The 24,432-nt window shown below is 60.4% G+C and carries 23 protein-coding genes; 2 read left to right on the top strand and 21 right to left on the bottom strand.

What is annotated here, in order from left to right; all coding sequences use genetic code 11:
- Window positions 1–153: 153 nt before the first annotated feature.
- Window positions 154–1,284, top strand: coding sequence for a lipocalin-like domain-containing protein (locus tag CBP34_RS13845; RefSeq protein ID WP_094099186.1), 1,131 nt, complete (start codon window positions 154–156; stop codon window positions 1,282–1,284).
- 49 nt (window positions 1,285–1,333) lie between these two features.
- Here CBP34_RS13845 and CBP34_RS13850 read toward each other — a convergent pair whose 3' ends face one another.
- The 6 genes from CBP34_RS13850 to CBP34_RS13875 all read right to left on the bottom strand — a co-directional run bounded on the left by CBP34_RS13850 (window position 1,334) and on the right by CBP34_RS13875 (window position 7,343).
- Window positions 1,334–2,329: a branched-chain amino acid ABC transporter permease gene (locus CBP34_RS13850; RefSeq protein ID WP_094098377.1), complete on the bottom strand. Its 996-nt coding sequence runs from the start codon at window positions 2,327–2,329 to the stop codon at window positions 1,334–1,336.
- Window positions 2,330–2,341: 12 nt separating this feature from the next.
- Window positions 2,342–3,226 (bottom strand): branched-chain amino acid ABC transporter permease, encoded by an 885-nt coding sequence (locus CBP34_RS13855; protein WP_094098378.1) that lies wholly within the window; start codon window positions 3,224–3,226, stop codon window positions 2,342–2,344.
- Window positions 3,227–3,262: 36 nt separating this feature from the next.
- Window positions 3,263–4,462 (bottom strand): ABC transporter substrate-binding protein, encoded by a 1,200-nt coding sequence (locus tag CBP34_RS13860; protein ID WP_094098379.1) that lies wholly within the window; start codon window positions 4,460–4,462, stop codon window positions 3,263–3,265.
- A gap of 130 nt (window positions 4,463–4,592) precedes the next feature.
- On the bottom strand, window positions 4,593–5,789 hold the full coding sequence (locus CBP34_RS13865; RefSeq protein WP_094098380.1) for an ABC transporter substrate-binding protein: 1,197 nt from the start codon (window positions 5,787–5,789) through the stop codon (window positions 4,593–4,595).
- A 56-nt stretch (window positions 5,790–5,845) separates the two neighbouring features.
- On the bottom strand, window positions 5,846–6,571 hold the full coding sequence (locus tag CBP34_RS13870; protein WP_094098381.1) for an ABC transporter ATP-binding protein: 726 nt from the start codon (window positions 6,569–6,571) through the stop codon (window positions 5,846–5,848).
- Window position 6,572: 1 nt separating this feature from the next.
- Window positions 6,573–7,343: an ABC transporter ATP-binding protein gene (locus CBP34_RS13875; RefSeq protein WP_086912966.1), complete on the bottom strand. Its 771-nt coding sequence runs from the start codon at window positions 7,341–7,343 to the stop codon at window positions 6,573–6,575.
- 288 nt (window positions 7,344–7,631) lie between these two features.
- Here CBP34_RS13875 and CBP34_RS13880 point away from each other — a divergent pair, with 288 nt between their 5' ends.
- Window positions 7,632–9,446, top strand: a complete 1,815-nt coding sequence (locus CBP34_RS13880; RefSeq protein ID WP_094098382.1) for an ABC transporter transmembrane domain-containing protein — start codon at window positions 7,632–7,634, stop codon at window positions 9,444–9,446.
- 68 nt (window positions 9,447–9,514) lie between these two features.
- On the opposite strand, the gene CBP34_RS13885 is transcribed toward CBP34_RS13880, so the two are convergent.
- The 15 genes from CBP34_RS13885 to CBP34_RS13955 are packed head-to-tail and all read right to left on the bottom strand — an operon-like array spanning window position 9,515 to window position 24,419.
- Window positions 9,515–9,985, bottom strand: coding sequence for a DUF1178 family protein (locus tag CBP34_RS13885; RefSeq protein ID WP_086912968.1), 471 nt, complete (start codon window positions 9,983–9,985; stop codon window positions 9,515–9,517).
- 24 nt (window positions 9,986–10,009) lie between these two features.
- On the bottom strand, window positions 10,010–10,315 hold the full coding sequence (locus tag CBP34_RS13890) for a DUF2818 family protein (RefSeq protein WP_086912969.1): 306 nt from the start codon (window positions 10,313–10,315) through the stop codon (window positions 10,010–10,012).
- A 19-nt stretch (window positions 10,316–10,334) separates the two neighbouring features.
- The gene (gene nuoN, locus CBP34_RS13895; RefSeq protein WP_094098383.1) at window positions 10,335–11,828 is read right to left on the bottom strand and encodes an NADH-quinone oxidoreductase subunit NuoN; all 1,494 of its coding nucleotides are present in this window, start codon (window positions 11,826–11,828) and stop codon (window positions 10,335–10,337) included.
- A 24-nt stretch (window positions 11,829–11,852) separates the two neighbouring features.
- Window positions 11,853–13,328, bottom strand: coding sequence for an NADH-quinone oxidoreductase subunit M (locus CBP34_RS13900; protein ID WP_094098384.1), 1,476 nt, complete (start codon window positions 13,326–13,328; stop codon window positions 11,853–11,855).
- Window positions 13,329–13,341: 13 nt separating this feature from the next.
- Window positions 13,342–15,390 (bottom strand): NADH-quinone oxidoreductase subunit L, encoded by a 2,049-nt coding sequence (gene nuoL, locus CBP34_RS13905; RefSeq protein ID WP_094098385.1) that lies wholly within the window; start codon window positions 15,388–15,390, stop codon window positions 13,342–13,344.
- A gap of 28 nt (window positions 15,391–15,418) precedes the next feature.
- Window positions 15,419–15,727: an NADH-quinone oxidoreductase subunit NuoK gene (gene nuoK / locus CBP34_RS13910; RefSeq protein WP_086912973.1), complete on the bottom strand. Its 309-nt coding sequence runs from the start codon at window positions 15,725–15,727 to the stop codon at window positions 15,419–15,421.
- Entirely contained in the window at window positions 15,724–16,392 is a 669-nt protein-coding gene (locus CBP34_RS13915) for an NADH-quinone oxidoreductase subunit J (protein WP_094098386.1), read from the bottom strand. Before CBP34_RS13915 ends, nuoK begins: the two co-directional genes overlap by 4 nt.
- A 52-nt stretch (window positions 16,393–16,444) precedes the next feature.
- Complete coding sequence (gene nuoI, locus CBP34_RS13920; protein WP_086912975.1) at window positions 16,445–16,957, bottom strand: NADH-quinone oxidoreductase subunit NuoI; 513 nt, start codon at window positions 16,955–16,957, stop codon at window positions 16,445–16,447.
- Between the two features lie 12 nt (window positions 16,958–16,969).
- The gene (gene nuoH, locus CBP34_RS13925) at window positions 16,970–18,052 is read right to left on the bottom strand and encodes an NADH-quinone oxidoreductase subunit NuoH (RefSeq protein ID WP_094098387.1); all 1,083 of its coding nucleotides are present in this window, start codon (window positions 18,050–18,052) and stop codon (window positions 16,970–16,972) included.
- A complete protein-coding gene (nuoG, locus tag CBP34_RS13930) occupies window positions 18,049–20,184 on the bottom strand; it encodes an NADH-quinone oxidoreductase subunit NuoG (protein WP_094098388.1) in 2,136 nt (711 codons plus the stop codon). The genes nuoH and nuoG overlap by 4 nt, the downstream gene beginning before the upstream one ends.
- Before the next feature lie 15 nt (window positions 20,185–20,199).
- Window positions 20,200–21,555: an NADH-quinone oxidoreductase subunit NuoF gene (gene nuoF, locus CBP34_RS13935; protein ID WP_086912978.1), complete on the bottom strand. Its 1,356-nt coding sequence runs from the start codon at window positions 21,553–21,555 to the stop codon at window positions 20,200–20,202.
- On the bottom strand, window positions 21,552–22,043 hold the full coding sequence (locus tag CBP34_RS13940) for an NADH-quinone oxidoreductase subunit NuoE family protein (protein ID WP_094098389.1): 492 nt from the start codon (window positions 22,041–22,043) through the stop codon (window positions 21,552–21,554). The genes nuoF and CBP34_RS13940 overlap by 4 nt, the downstream gene beginning before the upstream one ends.
- On the bottom strand, window positions 22,040–23,293 hold the full coding sequence (locus tag CBP34_RS13945) for an NADH-quinone oxidoreductase subunit D (RefSeq protein ID WP_086912980.1): 1,254 nt from the start codon (window positions 23,291–23,293) through the stop codon (window positions 22,040–22,042). The genes CBP34_RS13940 and CBP34_RS13945 overlap by 4 nt, the downstream gene beginning before the upstream one ends.
- A gap of 27 nt (window positions 23,294–23,320) precedes the next feature.
- Window positions 23,321–23,929, bottom strand: coding sequence for an NADH-quinone oxidoreductase subunit C (locus tag CBP34_RS13950; protein WP_094098390.1), 609 nt, complete (start codon window positions 23,927–23,929; stop codon window positions 23,321–23,323).
- Between the two features lie 10 nt (window positions 23,930–23,939).
- Complete coding sequence (locus tag CBP34_RS13955) at window positions 23,940–24,419, bottom strand: NuoB/complex I 20 kDa subunit family protein (protein WP_007849129.1); 480 nt, start codon at window positions 24,417–24,419, stop codon at window positions 23,940–23,942.
- Window positions 24,420–24,432 lie beyond the last annotated feature (13 nt).

Below are 24,432 nucleotides of genomic sequence, written 5' to 3' on the forward strand. Positions count from 1 at the left end.
ATCGGCGGCGCAGCCATTGGGCCACAATCGACACCATGCCTGCGCAGTCCCACACGTTCGACACCATCGGGTTGACCCGCTCTGGGGGCTATTGCACCGCCACCGGCCAGCGCCTGGATGCCCGGCAACCCTGACGCGCCCACCGCACCTGCCATGTCCTTCCCATCGCCTCCATCACTGTGCACCCGCCGCCAATGGCTTGCGCTGACCTTGGGAGCGGGTCCAGCGATTGCGCATGCGCTGCCAGCCCGGGCGCTCAACTTTCCGCGCGACCATGGCAGCCACCCCGATCTGCACACCGAATGGTGGTACCTCACGGGCCATGCGCAGGCGGCAGGCCGGTTGTGGGGGTTTCAGGTGACGTTCTTTCGCTCGCGCGTGGACACCACGCAAGGCCTGCAGTCGGCCTTTGCCGCCAAGCAGCTGCTGTTTGCCCACGCGGCCCTGACCGACGTGAAAGGCCAGCGCCTGCACCACGACCAGCGTATCGCCCGCGCTGGCTTTGGCGTGGCGCAGGCCAGCGAGGCCGACACGGCCGTCCGGTTGCGCGACTGGTCACTTGCCCGAGCCGCACTGCCCTCCAATAACTCCTCTGCCGGCAGCCGGTACACGGCGCGGGTCGAGGGCGAAGGTTTCGGGCTGGACCTGCAATGCGATACCGCACAGCCACCGCTGCTGCAGGGCCGCCAGGGCCTGTCGCGCAAAGGCCCCGAAACCAGCCAGGCCAGCTACTACTACAGCCAGCCGCAACTGGCGGTGAGCGGCGCCATCGTGCTGAATGGACGGCGCATGGGCATTGAAGGCGACACCACCAACAGCAACCCATTTGCCAACCGCGCCTGGCTGGACCATGAATGGAGCGATGCGCTGATGCACCCCGAGGCCGTGGGCTGGGACTGGATCGGCATGAACCTGCACGATGGCAGCGCGCTCACCGCGTTTCGGCTGCGGCGTGCCGACGGCTCTGCGCTGTGGGCTGGCGGCTCGTTTCGCCCGGCCGGGCGGCCAACCCAGGTGTTTGCCGACAACACCGTGGCGTTTGTCGCGCAACGCCACTGGACCAGCCCCTCGAGCGGCGCCCGCTACCCGGTGCAATGGCGGGTGGAAACCCCCGCCGGCCAGTTTGGCGTGCAAGCCTTGGTGGACAACCAGGAGCTCGACAGCAGCGGCTCCACCGGGGCGATTTACTGGGAAGGCCTGTCAGAGTTGCGCAATGGGGCGGGCGCGGTGATCGGCCGGGGCTATCTGGAGATGACGGGATACAAAAAGCCGCTGCGCTTGTGAGGCGCAGCAGCTTCTATCAAACCGGCCAAAAAAGGCGACTCAGCGAAACTCAGCCCTTGCTGCCTTCCTTGCGACGAACCAGCCAGGCAATGATCTCGCCCATGATGCCGCGGCGGAATGCCAGCACGCAGATCACAAAAATCAGGCCCGTCACCATGGTGACCGACTCACCCAGCGTGTTGAACCACTCGACGCTGGTCAGCGTGGCCAGGAATTGGCCGATCTCGCCGAGCTTGTTCTCCAGCAACACCACCACGGCCGAGCCCACCAGCGGCCCCGACAGGGTGCCCAAACCGCCCACGAGCGTCATGAGCACCACGTGGCCCGATGCCGTCCAGTGCACATCGCTCAGTGTGGCAAAGCCCAGCACCAGGGTTTTGAGCGAGCCGGCCAGCCCCGACAGCGCAGCAGAAAGCACAAACGCCAGCAGCTTGAAGCGGTTGGTGTCGTAGCCCAGCGAAATGGCGCGTGGCTCGTTTTCCTTGATGGCCTTGAGCACCTGGCCGTAGGGCGAGTGCACGGTGCGCACGATCAGCAAGAACGCAGCCACCACAACCACCAGCACCACGTAATACATGGTCATGTCATTTTGCAGGTCGATCAGGCCAAACAGCTTGCCGCGCGGCACGCCTTGCAGACCGTCCTCACCACCGGTGAAGGGCATCTGCAGGCAGATGAAGAACAGCATCTGCGCCAGCGCCAGCGTAATCATCGTGGAGTAGATGCCTACGCGGCGAATGGCGAAGAAGCCAACGACCAAGCCCAGCAGCGCACCGCTGACCGTGCCCAGCAACAGGCCGACTTCGGGAGTAAATCCCCACACCTTCATGGACTGGCCCGCCACATAGGCCGAGCCGCCCAAAAAGGCCGCATGGCCGAAGGACAACATGCCGGTGTAGCCGAGCAGCAGGTTGAAGGCCGAGGCAAACAGTGCAAAGCACATCAGCTTCATCACGAACACCGGGTAGGCGCCGAGCAACGGGGCCACCAGCAGGCCGATGAACAACAGGCCGTAGCCGATAGCGGAAAGGTTCTTGGAATTCATGTGGGCAGCCCCTTATTTTTCTTTGCCGAACAGGCCGGCGGGGCGAATCAGGAGAACGATGACCATGATGACGAACACCACGGTTGACGAGGCTTCGGGATAGAACACCTTGGTGAACCCTTCGACGATGCCAAGGCCCAGACCGGTCAGGATGGAGCCCATGATGGAGCCCATGCCGCCGATCACCACCACGGCAAACACCACGATGATGAGGTTCTGCCCCATTAGCGGCGACACCTGGTACACCGGCGCGGCCAGCACACCGGCAAAGGCGGCCAGTGCAGCACCAAACGCATAGGTCAGCGTGATCATCAGCGGCACGTTGACGCCGAATGCTTCCACCAGGCGCGGGTTCTCGGTGCCGGCGCGCAGGTAGGCGCCCAGCTTGGTCTTCTCGATCACGTACCAGGTGGCAATGCACACCGTGATGGAAGCCACGACCACCCAGGCGCGGTAGTTGGGCATGATCATGAAGCCAAGATTCGTGGCGCCTTCAAGCAACTCAGGCGTGTCGTAGCCCAGGCCCGAGACCCCATAGACCGAGCGAAAGACGCCCTCGATCAACAGCGTCAGGCCCAGTGTGAGCAGCAGGCCATAGAGATGGTCCAGCTTGTAGATCCAGCGCAGCAGCAGCCGCTCGATCACGACCCCGAATACCCCCACCACCAGCGGTGCCAGCACCAGCATCAACCAGTAGTTGATGCCGAAGTAGTTCATGGCCATCCAGGTAATCACGGCCCCCATCATGAACAGCGCACCGTGCGCAAAGTTGATGACGTTGAGCAGGCCGAAGATCACGGCCAGCCCGAGGCTGAGGATTGCGTAAAACGAGCCATTGACCAGCCCCAACAGGAGCTGACTCAATAGACCCGGCAATGAGACACCAAAAATTTCCATGGCAGACGGCAGGTGGGGAGAGTTCAGGTTAAAGGGTTATTTCCAGAGCGCGCACTTGGTGTCGGCCTTGGTGGTGAACACCTGGTCACCCGGGATCTTCTTGACGATCTTCAGGTAGTCCCAAGGCTTTTTAGAGTCGGCCAGAGACTTCACCTGCACCAGATACATCTCGTGAACCATGCGGCCATCGGGGCGAATCACACCGCCTTTGGCAAAGAAGTCGTTGATGGGCGTCTTCTTCAGGTATTCCATGACCTTGTCGGCGTCCGTGCTCTTGACGGCTGCGACGGCCTTCAGGTAGGTGGTGGTGGCAGAGTAGTCAGCGGCCTGGACGTCGGTGGGCATGCGCTTCATCTTGGCAAAGTACCGGTCAGCGAACTTGCGCGACTCTTCATCCTTGTCCCAGTACCAGCTCGTGGTGTGCAGCAGACCTTCGGTGTTCTTCAGACCCAAGCTGTGGATGTCGCTCAGGAAAACCAGCAGACCGGCGGTCTTCATGGTCTTGTTGATACCGAATTCCTTGGCAGCCTTGATGGAATTGATGGTGTCACCACCCGCATTGGCAAGCCCCAGGATCTGGGCCTTGGAGTTTTGCGCCTGCAGCAGGAACGAAGAGAAGTCGGAAGCATTCAGGGGATGGCGCACTGCACCTGCAATGGTGCCGCCCTTGGCCTTGACAACAGCCGAGGTGTCGTTTTCCAGCGAATGGCCGAACGCGTAGTCAGCCGTCAGAAAGAACCAGCTCTTGCCGCCACTGTCCACCACCGCACCGCCCGTACCCTTGGCCAGCGCCACGGTGTCGTAGGCGTAGTGCACTGTGTAAGGGGTGCATTGCTCGTTGGTCAATGCAGAGCTGCCGGCGCCGTTGTTGAAGTAAACGCGTTTTTTCTCCTGAGCCACCTTGGCAGTGGCCAGGGCGGTTCCGGAGTTGGTGCCGCCGAAGACCATGGTGACACCTTGCGTGTCGATCCACTCACGGGCTTTGGAGGCGGCGATGTCGGCCTTGTTCTGGTGGTCGGCGGTGAGCAGCTCGATCGGCTGGCCCAGCACCTTGCCGCCGAAGTCGTCAATGGCCATCTGGATGGCGGTTGCGCCGCCCTTGCCTTCAACGTCCGAATACAGGCTGGACATATCGGTGATGAAACCGATCTTGACTTTTTCCTGCGCCTGGACGGCCGAAGTGGCCAGGCCGGCGGCGCCCAGCATCAGTGCCAGTGCTTTGAGTTTGTTGCTCATGAATGTCTCCTGTGAGTTTGCGTTTGACTAAAAACTGGGCTGTCGCCTTGCTGAACGGAACCTTCAGTCCTCAGACATCAAGACCCCGCCCCTGCGAAGAGCCGCCGGTCCCGGCAGCCCGCACCGGGGTTTACTTCCAGAGAGCGCACTTGCTCTCTGCCTTGGTGGTGTAAACCTGATCACCAGGTAACTTTTTCACGACCTTGTAATAGTCCCAAGGCTCCTTGGATTCGGCCGGTGACTTGACCTGCACCAGATACATGTCGTGCACAAAGCGTCCATCCGCACGGATGCTGCCCTTGGCATAGAAATCGTCGATGGGCGTCGATTTCAGTTTTGCCATCACCTGGTCTGCGTCCACGGTCTTTACCGCCTGCACAGCCTTGAGATAGGTCATCGTGGCCGAATAGTCCGCCGCCTGGATGTCCGTGGGCATGCGTTTGGTCTTGGCAAAGAACTTGCGGCCAAAAGCGCGGGTCTGGTCGTTCAGGTTCCAGTCCCAGCTGGTGGTGAGCAGCAAACCCTCGGTATTTTTCAGCCCCAGGCTATGGATATCGGTCACGAATACCAGCAAGCCGGCCATCTTCATGGTCTTGTTGATGCCGAATTCCTTGGCGGCCTTGATGGCATTGATGGTGTCGCCGCCAGCGTTGGCCAGGCCCAGGATCTGGGCTTTGGAGTTTTGCGCCTGCAGAAGAAAGGAGGAGAAGTCGGACGCATTGAGCGGGTGGCGCACGCCGCCCACGACCGTGCCGCCATTTTCTTTCACGACCTTGGACGTATCGGCTTCGAGCGATGCACCGAAAGCATAGTCGGCGGTCAGGAAGTACCAGCTCTTTCCGCCCTGCTCGACAATGGCGCCGCCGGTTCCCTTGGCCAGCGCAACGGTGTCGTAGGCATAGTGCACGGTGTAGGGACTGCACTGCTCGTTGGTCAATGCCGAGGCACCCGCGCCATTGACGAAATACACGCGCTTCTTCTCTTGTGCCACCTTGGCCAGCGCCAGACCAACGCCCGAATTGGTGCCACCGAACAGCATGGTCAGCCCCTGGGTATCGATCCATTCACGCGCCTTGGTGGCTGCAATATCAGGCTTGTGCTGATGGTCCAGTGTGAGCAACTCAATCGGCATGCCGTTGACCTTGCCACCGAAGTCGTCGATGGCCATCTGAATGGCGAGCGCGCCATTCTTGCCCTCCACATCGGCATAGTTGCTCGACATGTCGGTGATGAACCCAATCCTGACCTTGTCTTGCGCATGCACCGCAGAGGCTGCCAGGCCAGCGGCACCCAGCCACAGAACCAGGGTCTTCAACGTTTTTTTCATGCTTTGTCCTCGGAAAATGGCGTTCGATGTAAAGACTGCAAATCGACCCCGGGGGGTCAGACGCCGAGAAGATCAGTGAGCACGGGCATCTTTCCTTCCAGTTCGCTGGCACCGAACTTCTCGACGATGCGGCCGTGTTCCATCACATAAAAGCGGTCGGCCAGCGGCGCAGCAAAGCGGAAGTTCTGCTCGACCATGACCACCGTATAGCCGCGCTCGCGCAGCATGATGATCATGCGGGCCAGCGCCTGCACGATGACAGGGGCCAGGCCTTCCGAGATTTCATCGAGCAGTAGCAGCTTGGCACCGGTGCGCAGGATGCGCGCCACGGCCAGCATCTGCTGCTCGCCGCCTGACAGGCGCGTGCCCTGGCTGTTGCGCCGCTCCGCCAGGTTGGGGAACATGGCGTAAATTTCGTCGATAGACATGCCCTGCGTGTCGGTCTTGAGGACCGGCGGGAGCAGCAGGTTTTCTTCGCACGACAGACTGGAGAAAATGCCCCGCTCTTCCGGGCAATAGCCCACGCCCAGGTGGGCGATGCGGTGCGTTGGCATGTGGATGGTTTCCACACCGTTGATCTTCACGGAGCCCTTGCGTGCGCCCGTGAGGCCCATGACGGCGCGCATCGTGGTCGTGCGGCCGGCGCCATTGCGCCCGAGCAGGGTCACCACTTCGCCGGGCTGCACCACGATGTCCACGCCGTGCAGCACATGCGACTCGCCATACCAGGCTTCGAGGTTGCGGATTTCGAGTGCGGGGGTATTGGAGGCAGTGGTCGCCATGTCAGTGGGCTCCCTGCAGTTGGCCGTCGGTCGTGCCCATGTAGGCTTCCATCACTTGGGGGTTGTTCGATACTTCGGCGTAAGGCCCTTCTGCCAGCACGGCACCACGCTGCAGCACGGTGATGCAATCGGCAATGGTGGACACCACTTTCATGTTGTGCTCCACCATCAGGATGGTGCGGCCGGCCGACACTTTCTTGATGAGCTGCGTGACACGGTCCACATCCTCGTGGCCCATGCCCTGCGTGGGCTCGTCGAGCAGCATGAGCTCGGGCTCCATGGCCAGCGTAGTGGCGATTTCCAGGGCGCGCTTGCGGCCATAGGGCAGATTCACCGTGAGCTCGTCGGCCAGGTCTTCCAGGCCCACTTCGGTGAGCAACTCCATGGCCCGGGCATCGAGCTGGCGCAGGCTGCGCTCGCTGCGCCAGAAGTGAAAGGCCGTGCCCAGCTTGCGCTGCAACCCGATGCGCACGTTCTCCAGCAGCGTCAGGTGCGGGAACACCGCCGAAATCTGGAACGAGCGGATCACACCGCGTCGTGCGATTTCAGCGGGCTTCTCGCGGGTGATGTCCTGGCCGTTGAAACGGATCGACCCCGAGGTCGGCTCCAGAAACTTGGTCAGCAAGTTGAAGCAGGTGGTTTTGCCAGCGCCATTGGGCCCGATCAGGGCGTGGATAGAGCCGCGGCGCACCGACAGGGTCACGTTGCTGACCGCGGTGAAGCCTTTGAACTCTTTGGTCAGGCTTTGGGTTTCAAGAATGACGTCGCTCATTGCGCCTTGATCGCTCCATGGGGATGCTGAGGAAAGAGCCTTGCCACAAGGTCTCGGGGTGCGTTTTGTTGCATTGCATCGTAAGTCGCGACATGGGGGCTCAGGTACTGGGACAAATGCCTATGTATAAATGCCTACGTAAGAACGCCCCCTCCCTGCGGCCAGCACAAAGCGGCCACGGGTACGACCGGACCGATTGCTGGGACACCCTGGCGACGGGCCGGCAACTGCGTCGCCGCATGGAGCGCGATTCAATGCCCTTGCGTGCCTGCCGCCTACACTGCCCCCATGGCAAACCCATCACCCCTGCGTGCGCCGGGCACTCCGCGCTCCCTGTCTGGCCTGCTACCATTTCTACGGCCCTACCGGGCTCGTATCGGGCTGGCACTCGTGTTTCTGGTGCTGGCAGCGTGCGCCACCCTGGCTTTCCCGCTGGCATTGCGCAACCTGATCGACGCGGGCCTGCTGGCATCGGATCACGGCAGCCAGACGATGGCGTTGCGCGGGCATTTTCAGGCCCTGTTTGCCGTTGCCATCGCCCTGGGCATTTTTTCAGCGGCACGCTTTTACATGGTGAGCTGGCTGGGCGAACGGGTCACCGCCGACCTGCGCAATGCCGTATACAGCCATGTGTTGCAGCAAAGTCCGCAATTTTTTGAAACCACGCAGACCGGCGAAGTGCTGTCAAGGCTGACGGCAGACACAACCCTGGTGCAGACGGTGGTCGGTTCATCACTGTCCATGGGGTTGCGCAATGCGGTCATGGGCATCGGCGCACTGGCCATGCTGGTGTGGACCAACCCCTACGTCATGGCGGTGGTGCTGCTTGCCGTGGTACTGGTGGTGGTGCCCACGATGTGGATTGGACGGCGCGTGCGGCGCCTCTCGCGCGACAGCCAGGACCGCGTAGCCGACTCCAGCGCCATCGCCGCCGAGGTGCTGAATGCCGTTCCTGTGGTGCAGAGCTACACGGCCGAGACGCGTGAATCCCTGCGCTATTCCCAGGCCACCGAAAACGCTTTTCAGACCGCCGTGCGCCGCACGCGAGCGCGCGCTTTTCTCGTTGCATTCATCATCATTGCCAATGCCGGTCTGCTGCTGTGGGGCCTTTACCGGGGCACGCAGGCGGTTCTGGCGGGACAAATGACGGCAGGCCACCTGGGCCAGACCGTGGTGTATGTCATCTTGCTGGCTGGCGCAGTTGCGGTGCTGGGAGAGGTCTACGGCGACCTGCTGCGCGCCGCGGGCGCCACAGAACGGTTGATGGAACTGATCGCGGGCGAATCCCCCGTAACGGATCCTGAGCGACCGCAGCCGCTGCCAACGGGCGATCGGGGCCTGAAGGTGGATTTTGAAGGGGTGAATTTTCATTACCCCTCCAGACCCGATCATCCGGCACTGCACGACTTCACGCTCCACCTCGAACCCGGCGAAACGGTCGCGCTGGTGGGCGCCAGCGGAGCGGGAAAGACCACCGTGTTCCAGTTGCTCCAGCGCTTTTATGACATCGATCAGCGTTCCGGTGATGCATCCACCGGGCGCATAGCGCTCAATGGCGTGGACATACGGCAACTGGCGCTCGGAGAATTGCGCGCCAACATTGGCACCGTGCCGCAGGATGCCGTGATCTTCTCGGCATCGGCCTTGGACAATATCCGGTATGGCCGCCCCGATGCCTCTGCCGACGAGGTGATCGCCGCAGCCCGTGCAGCATTTGCCCATGACTTCATTGAGGCGCTGCCCCAGGGATATTCGACCTTTCTGGGAGAGCGGGGCGTTCGCCTGTCTGGCGGGCAGCGCCAACGCATCTCGATTGCTCGCGCAATGCTGAAAAATCCGCCCTTGTTGCTACTGGACGAAGCCACGAGTGCACTCGATGCGGAAAGCGAGCGCATGGTGCAAGCCGCACTGGAGATGGCCATGCAGCGCCACACCGGCCGCAGGACCACCCTGGTCATTGCGCATCGTCTGGCCACAGTGCAGAACGCAGACCGGATCGTGGTGCTGGAAAACGGACGTATCGTCGAACAGGGAACCCATGCCATGCTGCTCACCCAGGGTGGCGTCTATGCCCGCCTGGCAGCACTGCAATTCACGGCATGACCGCTGCTGCGCAACGCCTGCCGCGCAGTCCACGCCACCTGAGCGGTGAGTCCGGCCAAGCACATTGCTTACTGCAAGGTTTCTTTGGCCGCTTCGGGCAACAGAAGTGGCAACACCGCAATGCCTTCATCGAGCAACTGCATGGTCTCTTCAGGCGACGCCAGCCCCCGTATGGCCCGCTGCTCTGCCTCGCCGTGGTGGATGCGCCTGGCTTCCTGTGCAAACTGTGGGCCCACGTCCTCTGTGTTGGCCAACACCTTGCGCGCCAATGACAACCACGCTGCCTGAAGATCCACACCCGACACGTCCGTAGCACTGCTGGCCACAGGCAACGGCGCAGCCGGTTCAGACAAATCGGAGGTGGGTTGCCGGGCGCCCAGATTCAACCGTGGCGCACTCAGTCTTTTAGAGATGTGGGTGTCTGCGCACAGTGGGCATTGCACCAGCGAATCGCGCAGCTGCCCCTGAAAATCGTCTTCCGAGGAGAACCAACCCTCAAATACATGGCCGTTCCGGCAATTCAGGTCAAGCACCTTCATCACGGCACCCTCGGCAACACCACATCAACCGTGGCGACGCAGCAGATAGCGGTAGACAAACCCCGGAAAAGCCAGCGTGAGAAACAAGGTGCCCGTGACGGCATAGAACTCCCAACCCTGAGGAGCAATTTGCCCGGCACGCCGCTCCAGCAGGAGGGCCATGCCCCCCACCAGCAAGTACAGCGCCACCAGCTCCACCAGCCGAACCACCAGAGCCTTCTTTGGCTGGGCCAACGGACCAATGACCATAAGCCGATGGTTCAGGAAGGGAAGATTGGCCGCGATGAACGCGGCCACGATGACAAGCCAGATCGAGCCAGTTTGAGACACAGAAATATTTGGATTGGGTTCAGGTAGCCAGGGCACGCACGATGGCATCTGCGCACAGTGCCATCAAACCACCGGGCAACAGACCGAGCACCAGCACGAGCGCACCATTGACGGTCAACACCACCCGGACGTCCAGGGGCGCAGACACGCTGGTTGCCGTCAGGGGTGCATCAAAATACATCACCTTCACAACGCGAAGATAGTAGAACGCACCAATCAGGGACATGACGACAGCAAACACGGCCAGTGCAATGTAAAGCCCCTGTCCCGATGCCACCAATGCCTGCAAAACCGACAACTTGGCATAAAAACCCACCAAGGGTGGAATGCCTGCCATCGAAAAGAGGCAGACAGCCATCACGCCCGCATACAGGGGGCTGCGCTGATTGAGGCCTGCCAGATCAGCGATCTCTTCGCTTTCAAAGCCTTCGCGGGCCAGCAGCAGGATCACACCGAAGGCGGCCAGGGTTGTGAGGACATAGCTCACCACATAGAACATGGCAGAGCTGTAGGCGCTCTCCACCGCAGCGGCGTCCACATTGCCGTTGATGACACCCGACAAGAGGCCCAGCAAGACAAAGCCCATTTGAGAAATGGTGGAGTAAGCCAGCATACGCTTGAGATTGGTCTGCGCAATGGCGGCCAGGTTACCCACCAGCAGCGAGCCGATGGCCAGAACCCCCAGCATTTGCTGCCAGTCGATCGCCAGCGGCAACAAGCCATCCACCAGCAGACGAATGGTGATTGCAAATGCGGCGAGCTTAGGGGCTCCACCGATCATCAGCGTGACGGCTGTGGGCGCACCTTGGTAAACATCGGGAATCCACATGTGAAACGGCACCACGCCCAGCTTGAATGCCAGACCAGCGACCACAAAGACCAACCCGAACACCAGCACCTGGTGCCGGATCTGGCCCGAATTGACGGCCTTGAAGACTTGCCCGATATCGAGGGACCCCGTGGCACCGTACAGCATCGACAAACCGTAAAGCAAAAAACCGCTCGCCATCGCACCCAGCACAAAATACTTCATGGCCGCTTCCGTGGCTGTCGCGTTGTCGCGACGCAATGCCACCAGTGTGTAGCTGGACAGAGTCAGCAATTCCAGGCCCAGGTAGAGCACCAGAAAGTTGTTGCCCGAGATCATGATGAACATGCCCAGCAACGCCAGCATCGACAGCGTGAACAGCTCACCACCCCGCAACATGCCACGATCAGCGGCATAAGGGCGTCCGTAAACCAGCGTAACCATCACGGCCACGGTGGCGAAACATTTGAGCCAGTTGCCCATGGCATCACTGACCACCATGTTGCCAAAACCGTAGAACGTGTTTCCGCTACTGGCATACACACCCTGCAGGACAGCAACCACGGCCAAGGTGAGCATGGTCAGGACGTAGGTTGCGGTACGGCGTGGACTGTGGACCCCCAGGTCCACCAGCATGATCACGCAGGCCATGGCCAACAGCACGATCTCGGGGTAAATGGCAAGCCAGCTGATGTTGTCAATCATCTCGAATCTCTCAGTTCAGTCTGGTCAGTTCAGCTTGGACAGGGCCACATGCTTGAGCAACTCCGCCACAGAGGTGTCCATCACGTCAGTGAAGGGGCGTGGATAAAGACCCATGGCCAGCACGGCAATCGCCAGAAGCGACATCACGAGGAACTCACGGCTGTTGATGTCGGTCAGCTCCTTGACGTGGTCATTGGCAACGGGCCCCAGATAGACACGCTTGAACATCCAGAGGGTATAGGCGGCACCGAAAATCAGTGCCGTGGCAGCTGCCCCACCGATCCAGAAGTTGGCCTTCACAGCGCCCAGGATCACCATCCACTCGCCCACGAATCCGGCGGTTCCGGGAAGCCCGCAATTGGCCATCGCAAACAGCAGGGCAAATGCCGTGAAATTCGGCATGGTGTTGACCACGCCGCCATAGGCGGCAATTTCGCGGGAATGCACCCGGTCGTAGAGAACACCAATCGAAAGGAACATGGCACCCGAAACAAAGCCATGCGCAATCATTTGCACCAGTCCGCCCGAAACGCCCAGATCGTTGAAGATGAAGAAACCGAGCGTCACAAAACCCATGTGCGCAACCGAGGAGTAAGCCACCAGCTTTTTCATGTCCTTCTGGACCATGGCCACCAACCCCACGTAAATCACGGCCACCAGCGACAACGCGATCATGAGCCAGGCCCACTCACGCGCAGCGTCGGGCGCAATCGGCATGGAAAAACGCAGGAAACCATAGGCCCCCAGTTTCAGCATGATGGCCGCCAGAACAGCGGAGCCGCCTGTGGGCGCTTCGACGTGCACGTCAGGCAACCAGGTGTGGACGGGCCACATGGGAACCTTGACGGCAAACGCCGCAAAGAACGCAAAGAACAGCAGCGTCTGCGCTGTGGCGCTAAGCGGCAACTGGTGCCATGCAGCGATATCGAAACTGCCGCCGGACTGGTTGTACAGGAAGATGAGCGCAACCAGCATCAGCAACGAGCCGAGCAGCGTATAGAGGAAGAACTTGAACGCTGCGTAGATCTTGTTCGGCCCCCCCCAGATACCGATGATCAGGTACATCGGAATCAGGGTAGCCTCAAAGAACACATAGAACAGCAGACCGTCGAGGGCGCAGAACACACCGATCATCAATCCCGACAGGATCAGAAAGGCGCCCATGTACTGGTTAACGCGCTCCGTGATCGACTCCCACGACGCAATCACCACAATGACCGTGATGAACGCGGTGAGCGGCACAAACCAGAAGGACAAGCCGTCCACCCCCAGGTGGTAGTGCACATTGAAGCGCTCGATCCAGGCGGCTTTCTCGACAAACTGCATGGCTGCAGTACCCAGCTTGAAGCCGTCGTACAAAGGCAGCGTTACCAGCAGGCCGATGACGGCGCCAATCAGAGCGATCCAGCGGACTGCGCGGGCATGCTCATCCCGCCCCACCGCCAGCAGCAGAACACCAAAGACGATCGGCGTCCAGATTGCAAGACTCAACAGACCCATTTTGTTCTTTTCCTTATTTGATGAGCTGCAGGAAATAGTCGCGCCAGACAAACCAGGTCATCAGCGCAAACACACCCAGAATCATCACCAGGGCATAGTGGAAGATGAAACCTGTCTGCATCCAGCGCACGACGCCGGACACCCAGCGCACCAGTTTCCACGATCCGTTGACCACGGCACCGTCAATGATGGCCTGGTCTCCCACTTTCCACAGACCGGTGCCAAGCGCCCGGGCACCACGCGCCAGGATGTTTTCGTTGATCCAGTCCAGGTAGTACTTGTTATCCAGCAACGCATGGAGCGGTTGCAGGCGCGCCTTGATGGCCCTTGGCAACGCGGGATTGACCATGTACATGTAGTAGGACAGCGCAACCCCCGCCAGCGCCAGCCAGAACGGCGCCGTCTGCAGCCCATGCAGGGCCATGCCCATGGGACCGTGGAAGATCTCGGCCAGCTTGGCCATGGCGGGATGTTTGACTGCATCCACAAAGATCACGTCCTTGAAGAAGTCACCAAACAGCATCGGCTGAATAAACATGAAGCCGACCACCACCGAAGGAATGGCAAGCAGCACCAGAGGCACCGTCACCACCCAGGGAGACTCATGCGGCTTGGCATCGTGGCCATGGTGGTCATCATGCGCTTGATGGTGATCGCCATGGTGTGCATCCGGATTCTGGTCATAACGTTCCTTGCCGTGGAACACCAGAAAATACATGCGGAAGGAATAGAACGCCGTGACGAACACCCCCGCCAACACGGCGAAGTGGGCAAACCCTGCAGCAGGCAAGTGACTGAAGTGGACGGCCTCGATGATGCTGTCCTTGGAGTAGAAACCCGAGAACAGGGGCGTGCCAATCAGTGCCAGTGAACCGAGCAGCGAGGTGATCCAGGTGATGGGCATGTACTTGCGCACGCCACCCATCCAGCGGATGTCCTGGTTGTGGTGCATGCCCATGATGACCGAGCCAGCACCGAGGAACAGCAAGGCCTTGAAGAAAGCATGCGTCATCAGATGGAACACGGCCACCGAGTAAGCCGACGCACCCAGCGCCACCGTCATGTAGCCGAGCTGCGACAAGGTGGAATAGGCCACCACGCGCTTGATGTCATTCTGGATGATGCCCAGGAAGCCCATGAACAGGGCGGTGATAGCGCCAATCACCAGGATGAAGTTCAGCGCGGTGTCGCTCAGCTCGAACAACGGCGACATGCGGGCCACCATGAAGATGCCGGCCGTCACCATCGTGGCCGCGTGAATCAGCGCCGAGATGGGGGTTGGGCCTTCCATCGAATCGGGTAGCCACACATGCAGCGGGAACTGGGCCGACTTACCCATGGCGCCGATAAACAGGCAAATGCAGATGACCGTGATGAGCATCCAGTCGGTACCCGGGAACACCAGCCCGCCCAGATCGGCCGTTTTGCCAAACACTTCGCCGTAATTGAGGGTTCCGGTGTATGCCGCAATCAGGCCGATGCCCAGGATGAAACCGAAGTCACCCACGCGATTGACCAGGAAGGCCTTCATGTTGGCGAAGATGGCCGACGGCTTGTTGAACCAGAAGCCGATCAGCAGATACGAAACCAGCCCCACCGCTTCCCAGCCAAAGAAAAGCTGCAGCAGGTTGTTGCTCATGACCAGCATGAGCATGGAGAACGTGAACAGCGAAATGTAGGCAAAGAAACGGTTGTAGCCGTCATCCTCTTCCATATAGCCAATGGTGTAGATGTGCACCATGAGCGACACGAAGGTAACCACGACCATCATCATGGCAGTGAGGCTGTCGATCAGGAAGCCGACTTCCATCTTCAGCCCACCCACCACCATCCAGGTGTAGAGCGTCTCGTTAAAGCGCGCGCCATCCAGCGCCACGCTCTTGAGCGTCATGGCCGAAAGGATGAATGCGACCAGCACACCCAGGATGGTCAGCGTGTGGCTGAGGCGACGACCAATCCAGTTGCCGCCAAACGTGGTACCGAAGATACCGGCCAGCAAGGCGCCCGCCAGCGGCGCCAACGGAACCGCCAGAAGCGTTGAAGCAGAGAGGGTTTGACTCATTCTTGAGAACCTTGGGATTACGGGCGACTCAACCCTTGAGGGTGTTGAGTTCGTCCGCGTTGATGCTGGACTTGTTGCGGAACAACAGCACCAGAATGGCCAGACCGATGGCCGACTCGGCCGCCGCCACTGTCAGGATGAAAAACACGAACACCTGGCCGTGCATGTCGCCCAGATAGTGGGAGAACGCCACGAAATTCATGTTGACCGCAAGCAGCATCAACTCGATCGCCATCAGCAGAACGATCAGATTCTTGCGGTTGAGGAAAATACCGATCACGGCAAGGGCGAACAACATGGCGCCCAGAGAAAGAAAGTGGCCCAGCGTCAATGTCATGCTTTTTTCTCCTCGCCCGCGGGCTCGCTGGCAACCTCGGGGCCAGGCTTCTGGGTTGCCGCAAGCTTCACGACCTGCAGACGATCGCGGGCCCGCACCCTGACCTGCGTCGAGGGGTCGATCGCCTTGGTGTCCTTGCGCTGGCGCAGGGTCAGTGCAATGGCGGCAATCATGGCCACGAGCAAAATGACGGCAGCAATCTCCACGGGGTACAGATATTCCGTGTAGAGCAACTTACCCAGCGCCTTGGCGTTGGAATAGGGAACTACCTGGCCGGCCACATCCAGTACCACCGCTGCCGCCTTGGGTTCATCCATGCCCCGGAATCCGCCGATGAGCACCGCCGCCATTTCCAGGGCAATCATGGCGCCGACGAAGGCGGCCAGCGGGAAATGCTTCCAGAACCCCTTGCGGATCGTGTCGATGTGGATGTCCAGCATCATCACCACGAACAGGAACAGCACCATGACCGCGCCCAGATACACAAGCACCAGCACGATGGCCAGAAACTCCGCCTTCAGCAACAACCAGATCGCCGCAGCCTGAGAGAAAGCCAGGATGAGGTGCAGTACCGCATGCACCGGATTGCGCGCGGTAATCACCCGGAAGGCTGCAAACAGCAGCACGACCGAGAAGAGATAGAAAAAACCAGTCTTGGCGTCCATGAATCGGTTCTTTGTAGAAAGTCTGGCCTAGGGAATTCGCAGCAAAACCGCGTTAGCGGTACTTGGCGTCAGCGGCCTTGGCCGCGGCGATTTCACCTTCATAGCGATCACCCACCGCCAACAGCATGTCTTTGGTGAAATACAGGTCGCCGCGCTTTTCCCCGTGGTATTCGAGGATATGCGTCTCGACGATCGAGTCGACCGGGCAACTCTCTTCGCAAAAGCCGCAAAAGATGCATTTGGTCAGATCAATGTCGTAGCGCGTGGTACGGCGAGACCCGTCCTCACGCACATCCGATTCGATGGTGATGGCCATCGCCGGACAAACCGCCTCGCACAGCTTGCAGGCAATGCAACGCTCTTCACCGTTGTCATAGCGTCGCAAAGCGTGCAGCCCCCGAAAACGCGGCGACAAGGGCGTCTTCTCTTCGGGGAACTGCACGGTCACCTTGCGGCGAAAGGCATAACGGCCGGTCAGGGCCATGCCCTTGAGCAGCTCCACGAGCATGAAGCTCTTGAAAAAGTCTTTGAACGAGAAAGGTGCAGCAGCAGCAACAGCAGTCATTTGTGTCCCCGCTTATTTCCAGATATTCCAAGGCGAGAGCAACCACCCGCCAACGATCAGCAGCCACACCAGCGTGACTGGAATAAAGATCTTCCAGCCCAGACGCATGATCTGGTCATAACGAAAACGGGGGAAAGTCGCCCGGATCCAGATGAACATCGACACCACCAAAAATGTCTTCAGACCCAGCCAGATCCAGCCAGGAATCCAGTTGAACAGTGCGCTGTCGATTGGCGAGAGCCAGCCACCCAGGAACATCAGCGCAGCAAGGATGGACACCAGCCACATGCTGGCGTATTCGGCCAGGAAGAAGATGGCGAAGCCCATGCCCGAATATTCGACCATGTGACCGGCCACGATTTCCGCTTCGCCCTCGACCACGTCAAAGGGATGGCGGTTGGTTTCAGCCACGCCGGAAATCAGATAGACAAGGAAAATCGGCAGCAGTGGCAACCAGTTCCATGACAGGAAAACCAAGCCCTTGTCCGCCGCCATGCCGCGCCCCTGCCCCATCACGATCTCGGTCAGGTTCATGCTGCCCGACACCATGATCACCACCAGGAAGCAGAACCCCATGGCAATTTCATAGCTGACCATCTGTGCAGAAGCACGCAGCGCACCCAGAAAGGCGTACTTGGAGTTGGAAGCCCAACCTGCAATGATCACGCCATAGACTTCGATGGACGTGATGGCCATCACCAGCAGCAAGCCCGCGTTCACATTGGCGAGGGCAACGTCCGGACCGAAGGGGATCGCAACCCAGGCCGCCAGCGCAGGCATGATCGCCATGACAGGACCCAACACAAACAACCCCTTGCTGGCGGCGGTCGGCTGGATGATTTCCTTGGTCAGGAGTTTGAGCGCATCCGCAATGGGTTGCAGCAAGCCCATCGGGCCGACACGGTTGGGACCGTGGCGCACCTGCATGAAGCCCAGCAGCTTGCGCTCCCACAGCGTCAAGTAGGCGACCGCCCCCATCAACGGCGCCAGGATCACCACAATCTTCAAAAGAATCCAGAGAACCGGCCAGACGATGCCGGTCCACCAACCATAGCCCAACAGGTTCAGACCTGCGTTGTGGATTGCATCAATCATGCCGCGGCTCCTTCCTGTGCACGACGGGCATCTGCCGTCAGTTGCAACGAAGTGGCCCGGCGCACCAGCCCATCGAGCTGGTAGATGGATGCCACGACCGGCTCTCCCACCACATGCCCTTCAGCCTGTGGCAGCAAGGCCTGCGCATTGCTCAACAACGAGGACGGAACCACCGCGGTGCCACCGGCTGCAGTGTTGCTAGCCCGTGCCAGCACTTCCTGGGACGTCTCGAAATCGAAACCCGGAACGTTCAGCAGATTGGCCAACACCCGCAGCACTTTCCAGCCGGGCCGGGTTTCACCCAACGGCCGAACGACCGCATGGAAACTCTGCAAGCGACCTTCTGCGTTCACAAAGCTGCCCGACGTTTCGGTAAACGGAGCGATCGGCAGCAGCACATCGCTGAAAGCCATGTTGGCCTTGAACGGGCTCAGCGTGACCACCATGTCGATGTTGGCCAGCGCCTGGCAGGCAGCTTCACCACCGGCCGCATCAAAGGCGGGTTCTGTGTTCAAAAGGATGGCGGCTTTCAGGCTGCCACCGAGCATCTGGCCAGCATTCAGGCCGCCATGCCCGGGCATCGCACCCGCAACTTGCGCACCCACCGTGTTGGCTGCCTCGGTGAGGTAGCCTACCGTGGCACCCGTCTGCTCTCCGATCCATTGCGCCAACGCCAGCAAGCGGCTGGCATGCGCATGGTGCGCGGCAGCGTTCCCCAGCAAGATGGCCTTTCGCTCGCCGCCCAGCAGGGAGCGGGCGATAGCCAGCGCGGAATCACCCGCCTGGACCGAGCCAACGGGGGCCTGCACGCCTTTTTCCTGTGCAATCGCGGCAGCGACGCCAGCCAGCGCCTGCTCCCAAGCGCCGGACGGTAGCACCAGCGTGTGCGCCACGGGCATGGCCCAGTCGCGGACTTCAGAATCGATAGCACTCACCGTACAGCCATGGCGGGCTGCCTGGCGAATCCGCTGGGCAAACAGCGGATGGTCCTTGCGCAGGTTCGAGCCCACCACCAGCACGCGCTGCAAGGTGGACAAGGAGGCAATGGAGGTCCCCAGCCAGCGAATGCCCGATGGCGCGGGGAATTCGGCGTTGCGCAAACGGTAGTCGATGTTCTCGCTGTCCAGACCACGAACCAGCGCACCGGCCAGAAACAGCTCTTCCAGCGTGCTGTGCGGGCTGACCAGGGCACCAATGGCACCAGCGCCATGGTCATTCTTGATGTTCTTGAGGCCGTTTGCGACGTATTCCAGCGCGGTCTGCCAGTCGACTTCCTTCCAGACACCGCCCTGCTTGAGCATGGGCCGGGTCAGGCGTTCGTCGCTGTTGAGCGCTTCGTACGAAAAGCGGTCACGGTCCGCAATCCAGCATTCATTGACCTCTTCGTTCTCGAAGGGCACGACACGCATGACCTTGTGATTCTTCACCTGAACGATGAGATTCGCCCCGGTGGAGTCATGGGGGCTGACCGACTTGCGGCGAGACAACTCCCAGGTGCGGGCGCTGTAGCGGAACGGCTTGCTCGTCAACGCCCCCACCGGGCAGATGTCAATCATGTTGCCCGAGAGTTCGGAGTCGATCGTGTCGCCCGTCACGGTGGTGATCTCGGAGTGCTCGCCCCGATGGATCATGCCCAGCTCCATGACGCCAGCCACTTCCTGGCCGAAGCGCACACAGCGGGTGCAGTGGATGCAACGGCTCATCTCCTCCATGGAGATCAGCGGGCCCACGTCCTTGTGGAAGACCACGCGCTTTTCTTCCTCGTAGCGCGAGGAGGAAGCGCCATAACCCACAGCCAGATCCTGCAACTGGCACTCGCCGCCCTGGTCGCAGATGGGGCAATCCAGCGGGTGGTTGATGAGCAGGAACTCCATGACCGACTTTTGCGCCTGAATGGCCTTGTCGGTCTTGGTGCGCACGATCATGCCTTGCGTGACCGGCGTGGCACATGCGGGCATCGGCTTGGGCGCCTTCTCGACGTCTACCAGGCACATGCGGCAATTGGCCGCAATCGAGAGCTTCTTGTGGTAGCAGAAGTGAGGAATGTAGGTGCCGGCCTTTTCGGCTGCATGCATCACCATGGAACCCTCGGTGACTTCTACCTTCTGACCGTCCAGTTCAATTTCAACCATATGCTTTTCTCGCGATCAGGCAGAGGGCGCAGCCTGAGGGGTCTTGTTCCGGATCAACGCTTCAAACTCGGGACGGAAGTGCTTGATCATGGCGCGCACGGGCATTGCGGCGGCATCGCCCAGCGCGCAGATCGTGCGGCCCATGATGTTGCTGGCCACGGAGTCGAGCACATCCATGTCGGCAGGACGCCCTTCGCCACGGTGGATGCGGTCCACCAGGCGCCACAGCCAGCCAGTGCCTTCGCGGCACGGAGTGCATTGTCCGCACGACTCATGCATGTAGAAATAAGACAGGCGCTTGAGCGACTCGACCATGCAGCGCGAATCATCCATGACGATCACAGCACCCGAACCCAGCATGGAGCCAGCTTTGGCAATGGAGTCATAGTCCATGGTGCATTCCATAATGATGGATGCCGGCAACACGGGTGACGACGAGCCACCCGGAATCACCGCCTTGAGCTGGCGCCCGGTGCGCACACCGCCGGCCAATTCGAGCAACTTGGAAAACGGCGTGCCCATCGGCACCTCGTAGTTGCCGGGCCGCTCCACATCACCACTGACCGAAAAAATCTTGGTTCCACCGTTGTTTGGCTTGCCGCAGGCCAGATAGGCAGCACCACCATTGCGGATGATCCACGGCACCGCAGCAAACGTTTCGGTGTTGTTGATGGTAGTGGGCTTGCCATAAAGGCCAAAGCTGGCCGGAAATGGCGGCTTGAAGCGGGGCTGGCCCTTCTTGCCCTCCAGCGATTCGAGCAAGGCCGTTTCCTCGCCACAGATGTAGGCACCAAATCCATGGTGCGCATGCAGCTGGAAGCTGAAGCCACTGCCCAAGATGCCGTCACCCAGGTAGCCCGCAGCACGCGCCTCTTCCAGCGCGGCTTCAAAGCGCTCGTAGACCTGGAAGATTTCGCCGTGAATGTAGTTGTAGCCCACGCTGATACCCATCGCGTAGGCAGCAATGATCATGCCCTCGATGACGATGTGCGGGTTGTACATCAGGATGTCGCGGTCCTTGCATGTACCCGGCTCGCCCTCGTCCGAGTTGCACACCAGATACTTCTGGCCGGGGAACTGGCGCGGCATGAAGCTCCACTTCAGACCCGTGGGAAAGCCCGCACCGCCACGGCCCCGCAGGCCGGACTCCTTGACGGTCGCAATCACCTGGTCCTGCGTGAGACCTTCGCCACCATCCTTGCCCAGGATGGTGCGCAGCGCCTGGTAGCCGCCACGCGCTACATAGTCCTTGATGCTCCAGTTGGAGCCATTCAGGCCCGCGTAGATCTGGGGCGTGATGTGGCGGTCGTGGAAGCAGGTCTCTACACCTGCCGCCTGAAATTGTGCGAGCACCTGGGCTGCCGTAGTCATTGCTTGGCCTCCGCTGCACGCAGGCTGTCCACCAGCTGATCAAGCTTGTCGTTGCCCATGAAGCTGCACATGTTGCGGTCGTTCACCAGCATCACGGGCGCATCGGCGCAGGCACCGAGGCACTCGCATTGCTGCAGGGTGAACATGCCGTCCGGCGTGGTTTCGCCCATGGAAATACCCAGCTTGTGCTCCAGATGCTCCAGCGCCTTGCCACCATCACGCAACAGGCATGGCAGGTTGGTGCAGACGTTGAGCTTGTATTTGCCCACCGCTTGCTGGTTGTACATGTTGTAGAAGGTGGTGACTTCGTGCACGGCAATCTGCGGCATGCCCAGATACTCGGCAATGCCGGCCTCACTGGCTTCGCTCACGAAGCCCTGTTCCTGCTGCACGATGGACAGGCAGGCCATCACGGCCGACTGCTTCTGCTCCGCCGGGTACTTGGCCACTTCACGCGCGAATCGCGCTTTGGTCGCTTCGGTAATCATCGATCAATCTCTCCGAACACGATATCCATGGTCCCAATGATGGCCACGGCATCCGCAATCATGTGGCCCCGGGCCATTTCATCCAGCGTGGCCAGATGCGCAAAACCGGGAGCGCGGATCTTCAGGCGATACGGCTTGTTGGCACCGTCGCTGACCAGGTAGATGCCAAACTCTCCCTTGGGATGCTCGACCGCCGCATAGGCCTCACCCTCGGGAACGTGAAACCCTTCAGTGAACAGCTTGAAATGGTGGATCAGCTCTTCCATGTTGGACTTCATGGATTCGCGATCGGGCGGGGCGATCTTGTGGTTGTCCGTGATCACCGGGCCGGGATTGTCGCGCAGCCAGTCGACGCACTGCTTGATGATGCGGTTGGACTCACGCATTTCCTGCATGCGGACCAGATAGCGGTCGTAGCAGTCACCTGTTTTACCAACCGGCACATCGAAATCCACGCGGTCGTACACGTCGTAGGGTTGCGTCTTGCGCAGATCCCACGCAATGCCAGAGCCCCGCAGCATGGGACCGGTCATGCCCAGATTCAGCGCGCGCTCGGGCGGCACCACACCAATGCCCACGGTGCGCTGTTTCCAGATGCGGTTGTCGGTGAGCAGGGTCTCATACTCATCCATGCAGCCAGGAAAGCGCCGCGTGAAGTCGTCGATGAAGTCCAGCAAGGAACCCTTGCGGTTCTGGTTCATGGCCTCCAGCGCCTTGGCATTCTTGATCTTGCTGACCTTGTACTGCGGCATGCTGTCAGGCAGATCGCGGTACACACCACCTGGACGGAAGTAGGCCGCATGCATGCGCGCGCCGGAGACGGCTTCGTACATGTCAAAAAGGTCTTCGCGCTCGCGGAAGGTGTAGATCAGGATGGTAGAGCTGCCGCAATCGTTGCCGTGCGAACCGAGCCACATCAGGTGATTCAGCAACCGCGTAATTTCTGCAAACATCACGCGGATGTATTGCGCCCGCAGCGGCACCTCGATGCCCAGCAGCTTTTCAATCGCCAGGCAGTAGGCGTGCTCGTTGCACATCATCGAGACGTAATCGAGCCGGTCCATGTAGGGCAGCGACTGGATGTAGGTCTTGTGCTCGGCCAGCTTTTCGGTAGCGCGGTGCAGCAGACCAATGTGCGGGTCGGCGCGTTGCACCACTTCGCCGTCCAGCTCCAGCACCAGACGCAGCACACCGTGCGCGGCCGGGTGCTGCGGACCAAAGTTCAGGGAATAGTTCTTGATTTCCGCCATGATGGATCACATGAGACGCCCAGCGGCTCAGTGCAGGCCTCCGTACTTGTCTTCGCGAATGATGCGGGGCGTGATTTCGCGCGGCTCGATGGACACGGGCTCGTACACCACGCGCCGTTGCTCGGTGTCGTAGCGCATTTCCACATGACCGGACAGCGGGAAATCCTTGCGGAAGGGGTGACCGATGAACCCGTAGTCGGTCAGGATGCGGCGCAGGTCGTTGTGGCCATCAAACACGATGCCGAACAGGTCGAAGGCCTCGCGCTCATACCAGTTGGCCGAATTCCACAAGTCGGAGACCGAAGCCACGACCGGGAAATCATCGTCCGGGCAGAACACCTTGACGCGCACGCGCTGGTTCAGGCTGACGGACAACAGATGCGACACCACGCAATAGCGGGCGCCTTCGTTCACGGCGTCGGCATACGCAGAATAGTCAACGCCGCACAGGTCGATGAGCTGTTCGAAGCGGCAACCATCGGCATCGCGCAGCATGCGCATGGCATCCAGGTAGTCGGCGGCGGCAACCACCACGGTAACTTCATCCAAAGCCACCGTGATCTGGCGCAGCTTGGCGCCCAGTGCCGCAGCAATGTTGTCTTTGAGTTTTTCAGGCCGAATGGCAACAGCAGTCATTGTCAAACCTTCAGACACGAGCAATGGTGTTGGTGCGGCGAATCTTCTGCTGCAGCTGGATGATGCCGTAGATCAGCGCTTCAGCCGTGGGCGGACAGCCAGGCACATACACATCGACCGGCACAATGCGATCGCAGCCGCGCACAACGGAATAGCTGTAGTGGTAATAACCACCGCCATTGGCGCACGAGCCCATCGACAAAACCCAGCGGGGCTCCGACATCTGGTCATACACCTTGCGCAGCGCCGGCGCCATCTTGTTACACAGGGTGCCCGCCACGATCATCAGATCGGACTGGCGCGGACTGGCACGAAACACCTCGGCACCGAAGCGCCCGATGTCGTAGCGCGCAGCGGCGGCATGCATCATTTCGACCGCGCAGCACGCCAGACCGAAGGTCATGGGCCACAGGGATCCGGTCTTGGCCCAATTCACCACGGAGTCGTAACTCGTGGTGATGAAGCCTTCCTTCATCACGCCTTCAATCATTGCATCAGTCCTT

The sequence above is a fragment of the Acidovorax carolinensis genome (genome assembly GCF_002157145.1).
GTDB lineage: Bacteria > Pseudomonadota > Gammaproteobacteria > Burkholderiales > Burkholderiaceae_C > Acidovorax > Acidovorax carolinensis.